General features: G+C 41.8%; 6 protein-coding genes. 1 reads left to right on the forward strand and 5 read right to left on the reverse strand.

Annotation, left to right across the window (positions count from 1 at the left end; translation table 11 throughout):
- Positions 1–19 precede the first annotated feature (19 nt).
- A complete protein-coding gene (locus tag G587_RS24915) occupies positions 20–1,465 on the forward strand; it encodes a BspA family leucine-rich repeat surface protein (RefSeq protein WP_026493798.1) in 1,446 nt (481 codons plus the stop codon).
- A gap of 50 nt (positions 1,466–1,515) precedes the next feature.
- Here the strand turns inward: G587_RS24915 and G587_RS0120695 are convergent, their stop codons facing one another.
- The 5 genes from G587_RS0120695 to hisC are packed head-to-tail and all read right to left on the reverse strand — an operon-like array spanning position 1,516 to position 5,956.
- Entirely contained in the window at positions 1,516–1,833 is a 318-nt protein-coding gene (locus G587_RS0120695; protein WP_026493799.1) for a hypothetical protein, read from the reverse strand.
- Positions 1,830–2,639 carry an ABC transporter ATP-binding protein gene (locus G587_RS0120700; protein WP_026493800.1) on the reverse strand — a complete coding sequence of 270 codons (810 nt, stop codon included), beginning with the start codon at positions 2,637–2,639 and terminating at the stop codon, positions 1,830–1,832. The genes G587_RS0120695 and G587_RS0120700 overlap by 4 nt, the downstream gene beginning before the upstream one ends.
- Positions 2,640–2,644: 5 nt before the next feature.
- Positions 2,645–3,766: an ABC transporter substrate-binding protein gene (locus tag G587_RS0120705; RefSeq protein WP_196812642.1), complete on the reverse strand. Its 1,122-nt coding sequence runs from the start codon at positions 3,764–3,766 to the stop codon at positions 2,645–2,647.
- Positions 3,767–3,771: 5 nt separating this feature from the next.
- Complete coding sequence (locus G587_RS0120710) at positions 3,772–4,854, reverse strand: iron-containing alcohol dehydrogenase family protein (protein ID WP_051201210.1); 1,083 nt, start codon at positions 4,852–4,854, stop codon at positions 3,772–3,774.
- Positions 4,835–5,956: a histidinol-phosphate transaminase gene (gene hisC / locus G587_RS0120715; protein ID WP_051201211.1), complete on the reverse strand. Its 1,122-nt coding sequence runs from the start codon at positions 5,954–5,956 to the stop codon at positions 4,835–4,837. The genes G587_RS0120710 and hisC overlap by 20 nt, the downstream gene beginning before the upstream one ends.
- Positions 5,957–6,000: the final 44 nt, after the last annotated feature.

The following is a 6,000-nucleotide window of genomic DNA, read 5'->3' on the forward strand; positions in this document are numbered from 1 at the left end:
ATTTGGGGAGAACTATGTAATGAAGAAAAAAGTTTTATTATTCTTAGCAGCTGTAATGCTGTCTTTTCTTGCTGTTTCCACAGGGAATGGCATTTCTGCCAGAGCCGCATCAGGCGAAGCAGTTCTTAGCAATTCTTCTTTTAGGATTGCAATAAAAAAATTCACCAATTTTAAAGAGGATAAAATCGTAAAAAAAATAAAGTTTTTATCCACAACAGATGCAAAACCATCTGATACACTTCCGCAGGCCCCTGCCGGTCAGAATTTAACTGCATATTATGACCTCAAAACAGAGTCCATGCTTATTTACAGCTCATATCCTAAGATATATCTTGATAAATATTGTGACACTCTGTTTGGTCAGAATAAACTGATAGAAGAAATTGATTTTGGAAACAAGATCGATACCTCGAGAGTAGAATCCTTTGATAACACATTTTCATTACTTCACAGATTAAAGAAAATTGATTTAAGCCGTTTTGATACTTCAAAGGTCAAAAGTATGCGATCCATGTTTTGGGAATGCTACAGCTTAAAGTCAATTGATCTTGGTACCTTTAGGACTCCCAATCTCGAGAACATGACATTCATGTTTGCAGATTGTGTAAATATCAATAATATAAACTTTAACACCTTTGATACTTCCAAAGTCACAGATTTCCAAGGGGTATTTCGTGATTGCCGGTCATTACAGCGTGTAGACCTGTCTACTATGAAGATTGGTAAAGGGACTGATGTTTATACCCCATTTGCCAGATGCGATAATCTTAAGCAGCTATATGCGCCAAAGAAACTTGATGAAGAAATCACATTACCCAGAGCGCTTTATCGAGACGATAACCAGAACGGAATACCGGATAGCCAGACTGCATATGATAAATTACCTGTATCATCTGTATGTCACCATTATATTTTTGTAGAAGCCCCTAAGACATTTGACAACGCTGATTTCTCAGATGGTGTTACGGATAAAAAGCCACTTGATGAAACTCCCGCAAAAAACTCCGGGACAGAAACAAAAACTGATGATGCAAAAAAGGTTGCGGATGCAGCTCCAAAGGCATTCACCGCAACCGTCGATGGTATCACCTATAACATTGATGAAAACGGCAATGCTACAGCCACCAAAATCGAAGCTTCCGGTAAGATATCCATAAATGAAGTTTCTGCCGGCGGCAAGACTTATCCCGTTACCACAATTGCCGCAAACGCCGGCAAGGGCAACAAGAAGATTAAATCCCTGTCCATCGGCAATAACGTAACTCTTATCGACAAAGCTGCATTCAAGAATTGCAAGAAGCTGAAGAAGGTAAAGATTTCTGCCAATTCATCTCTTTCAGTCAAGAAGGATGCCTTCAAAAAGATAAACAAGGATGCCTCTATTTCGATCAAAGATATTAAGGGCAAGAAGAAAGCTAAGCTTGCAAAGGCAATTAAAAAATATACTAATGCCAAAGTAAAATAAAACTGTCGCACCATGATGATACCCCTAAGTAGGACACTGAAATATAAATCCTACATAGGGGTATTTTTTAATTTCGGGGCATACACAAATCCAACAATATCCCTCTGGGCTCTGCTTCGCTTTTCCGAGCCATTGCTTAAAAGAAACGTGATTTCTATCAGGATCAGTACCAGTCCAAAGGCCTTAAAATCCTTAAGTCCGATTCTCATCTCTGTAGCATATTTGCTGGGCAAAAGTGATGCCAGCCATATAAGTACAAACAAGAAATTCGCTACATTGATTATTCTTTTCTGCCAGGCCACATTATTTTTCCTGACTCTCTCCGGCTTTTCAAAGACAATAGCCGGAGCCTCTGCATAACTACTCATATTCCGGCACCTCCTGTAAGAGCAATTTCTTCGTCATCCTTGCTGAACATTCTAACAAGCTGGCTTCGAAGTGTCCTGTATCTGTCGTTACCTAGCAGCTTCTCCTTGTATCTGGGTCTGTCAATCTTCACATCAATGATCTTCTTTATTCCCTTGGGTTCCATGAAAACAATCTTATCTGCCAGAAAGATAGCTTCCTCAAGATCATGGGTAACAAATACGATTGTCTTTTTCTCCTTATCCTCAGTCCAAAGTTTTAAAAGAAGCTGCTGAAGGACATCCCTAGTCTTGGCATCGATTGCCCCGAAGGGCTCATCCATAAGAAGAATTTCCGGATTGCAGGCAAGGGCTCTTGCTATGGCAACTCTCTGCTGCATTCCTCCTGACAGTTCCCCCGGCTGCTTATTCTTGTATTCGGAAAGCCCCACCTTTTCAAGGAATTCATCAGCTATTCTGTAGGCATCACTCTTTTTTACCTTCTGATATCCTCTCTTTGACTCAATAATGGCAAAGGCCACATTTCTTCTGGCACTCATCCAGGGAAAGAGCGAGTAGTTTTGAAATACCACTGCTCTGTCCCTTCCCGGGCCATTTATCTCTTTGTCGTTAATAAGAACCTTTCCCTTTGTAGGCTCAAGCAGTCCCTCAAGAACACCAAGAAGCGTACTCTTTCCACAGCCTGAAGGTCCTATAAGGCAGACAAATTCTCCCTTCTCCACCTCAAGATTTATGTCATTAAGTGCTTCAAAGCTCTCTTTTTCCGTTTCGTAAGTAAGTCCCAAATCCTTTATCTCAATAAGTGCCAATAATATCACCCCCAGAAATCTTCGCCGTAAATATTGGCAAAATCAGGAAACTCAGCGTTATTCTCCAGGAAATATGCCTTCATATCCTTGTAAAAATCGTCATCAGGATTTTCAGCAATCACGTTTTTAAGCGCATCCGCATATACCGAAATATCATAGAACTGATCCAGTGTACGATCTGACTCCACATATTTCTGCTCAAGAATGATGTCGTAAAGCCCCTTCACTCCATTGTAATTAGGATCGGGATTATAGGTACGATGCGCACTTCCAACCTCGTCATAGATATAAGTACGAATGTAGTCATCACTCTCTCCCGTGGCCTTAACAAGACTCTGTATTGTGCCTTCCTCATCGGTTTTGATGTCTTTATAGGCTTTTATCTGGCCTTCCAGGTAATAAACATAGGCATCGCGATTCTGCTCAAGATTCTTGGTATATGCAGACTGACGGCAGCATACATAATCTTTTTTGATATCATAAAGCGTTGTAAGTACGACGCAACCTGCCTCCAGCGCCTGGTCAACATAGTTACTTGAAACAAATCCGATATCCACGTTGCCCTTAGCTGTAGAAAGCGCGATGCTGGAATAATCCTCTATCATTACATACTCAACATCATCGGCTGTAAGACCGTAGTCCTTTAGTGCGTTTCTGGTTGTCAGCTCACTTGTTGACATCTGGACAACGCCTATGGAATGGCCTTTCCAGTTGCTGATATCCTTCAGCTCTTCATAATTCTCGGGTAGTGTTACGCAGACCATACCTCCGGAGAGAACTCCTCCTATCAGTGTTACATCATATCCCTGGGCCCCATAGCTTACAGGCGGTACAACCTGAGCATAGGCTGCGTCAATCTTTCCTACGCTTAATGCGTCATACATTACTGCGCCTGCATTCTCAAGCTTGGTCTGAGTAATAGACAGATTGTTTTCTGCAAAATAACCTTTTTCCTCAGCCAGCTGAACCAGCGGGTTGTTAAGCGCTGCATCGCCGGAAGCTCCAAGGTTGAGAGTATATCCTTCTGCCTTGTCTTCTCTCTTGGCTCCTGCCACATCCTTTCCGCAGCCGGTAAGAAACACTCCCGTAAGCGCAGTTATCAATACCCCAGCAATAAATTTTTTCATAATCATCATCCTTCCTCCTTTAACTTAAGTACCAGTGAATCTGTCTGCAAAAGCGCATCCACGATTGACTTTATATTCCATTCAACATGATCAAATGCTTCCCTTATCTGAGCAGCAAGATTCTCCAATTCACTTCTGTTTTCCCTGCTGAGACCTATGTCAGCCAGAGTAAATGCATTATCATATTTATCGAAATTCTTTATAACATCTTCTATTTCTTTTTCATCCTTATTCTCCAGGAAAAGCTGAGCTACTATCCCGTATGCCACCTTTTCCCCATGAAGCTTGTGCCTTGTATTGGGGAATCTGGCAGATATGTGATAAAAGGGATGGGCAAAGCTGTAATATCCTGTGTTAGTCTGAAAGCTTCCGGCAAATCCTGCCAGATAGATGATCGCATCCACCACATCCTTTGCACTCTGTCCAAAGTAGCCTTCATCCGCTTCCTTTATTGCCTTGAAAACGTTGTTTTCGAGCTTATCATAGGCAAGCTTTGCCGAATAAAATGCGATATCAAGATTCAGAGAATCCTTCGCATGCTCAAGGCTTGGTCGAATTTCATAAAACTTGGCAAAGGTATCAATCGTCCCGGCAAAAAGATATCTTTTGGGAGCTGAGAGAATGATTCTTGTATCAGCTATTATCAGTTCCGGAGCCTTCTTTAGCGGTCTTGGTTGTACATAACTTCCTTCATCGTCATACTGGATGGTAAGTCCTGCCCAGGCAGCACAGGTAGCTGCGATTGTTGGAATCGTGATAACTGGAATATTCAGAAGGTCTGCTGTTGCCTTGGCGGTATCAAGAACTCTTCCGCCTCCTATACCGATGATGGCATCTGCATTGTATTTTTCTACCAGCTCCGTGTAGTACCTGAACTTATTTTCAGAGGGATATCCGGAAAAAAGGTCAACGTTTTCGGTGCTTATCCCATTATCCTCAAGTGACTGTTGCAACTGGGAAAATGCGGCATCAAGTGCCTTCCTGCTGCCGATGATAAGCGGATTTTTTGAGTATTCCTTTATATACTGTCCCGCTGTCTTCAGAGCATCTTTTTCACTTATGTATAACTTAGGCGTTTTTACGATCATTATTTTTCTCCTCCTCCAATATTTTCTTTAAAAGATTCAAAACCTTTCTGTTTTCTTCAGGTCTTCCCACTGAGATTCTGAGCCACTTATCAAGTCCGAATTCTTCACCTTTTCTTATAATGATTCCTTCTTTGGCAAATTCCGTTTCCACATGCTCTCCGTCAAGGCCGGTTCTTACCAAAATGAAGTTACCATTGGACGGAATATACTCAAGCCCCAGAGCTTCGAACTCACTGTAGTAATGCCTACGTTCCTTTCGGTTCTCTTCGATAACATATTCTGTAAACTCCTCATCCTCAAGGGCAGCCAGTGCTGCGACCTGAGCGGTAAAGCTTAAGTTTATGGGAAGTTTTACCTTAAGAAGGTTTCGTATGATTTCCTCCGATGCGATTCCGTAGCCAACTCTAAAAGAGGCAAGTCCATAGGATTTCGAAAAGGTTCTGAGTATGATCACGTTGCTGTGCTTTTTCGCAATCTCTATGGTGTCGATGTATTCTCCGTCTATAAAATCGATATAGGCTTCATCAAGAACTATCAGCACATGTTCCGGAACTCTTTCGATGAAATCTGTAAGCACTACCGGCGCTATCACAGTTCCTGTGGGATTGTTAGGATTGCAAAGCCAGATGGCCTTGGTCTTTTCATTTATCCTTTTCAGGATTCCTTCGGTATTCACTGCCTTTTCCTCAGTTACGGGAACTCTTACCACAGTGCCTTCATTTTTCAGCGTTACATTCAGATACCAGCCAAAAGAAGGATCGTTGTAGATTACTTCATCTCCTTTTTCAATGTAGGTCTCACCTATCAGTGTTAAAAGCTCGAAGGATCCGTTTCCGAATATCAGATTTTCTCCCGGAACATCGTGCTTCTCTGCCAGCTTGTCACGAAGCTTCGTTATATTCACATCCGGATAGTATGAAAAGAATGCTTTGCTGTCATTGATTGCCTTTATAACATTTTCCGAGCATCCGAATCTGTTCTCATTTCCGGCAAGCTTAATCAGATCCTTCTCATTGATTCCAAATTCACGACTTACTTCAACAATAGATCTGGCAGGTTTGTATTCAGCAAGTTTGCTTACTGACTCTTTTACTCTTACCAATTTCATTTCCTCCCTTCATTGATCCCTTTGGCCCATGTCAGCAA

The organism is Butyrivibrio sp. XPD2002, assembly GCF_000423945.1.
Taxonomy (GTDB): domain Bacteria; phylum Bacillota; class Clostridia; order Lachnospirales; family Lachnospiraceae; genus Butyrivibrio.

Excerpts from the sequence above, each read along its gene's own strand:
- G587_RS24915 (WP_026493798.1), top strand. The coding sequence starts at position 20 with ATGAAGAAAAAAGTTTTATTATTCTTAGCAGCTGTAATGCTGTCTTTT.
- G587_RS0120695 (WP_026493799.1), bottom strand. The coding sequence starts at position 1,833 with ATGAGTAGTTATGCAGAGGCTCCGGCTATTGTCTTTGAAAAGCCGGAG.
- G587_RS0120705 (WP_196812642.1), bottom strand. The coding sequence starts at position 3,766 with ATGAAAAAATTTATTGCTGGGGTATTGATAACTGCGCTTACGGGAGTG.
- G587_RS0120710 (WP_051201210.1), bottom strand. The coding sequence starts at position 4,854 with ATGATCGTAAAAACGCCTAAGTTATACATAAGTGAAAAAGATGCTCTG.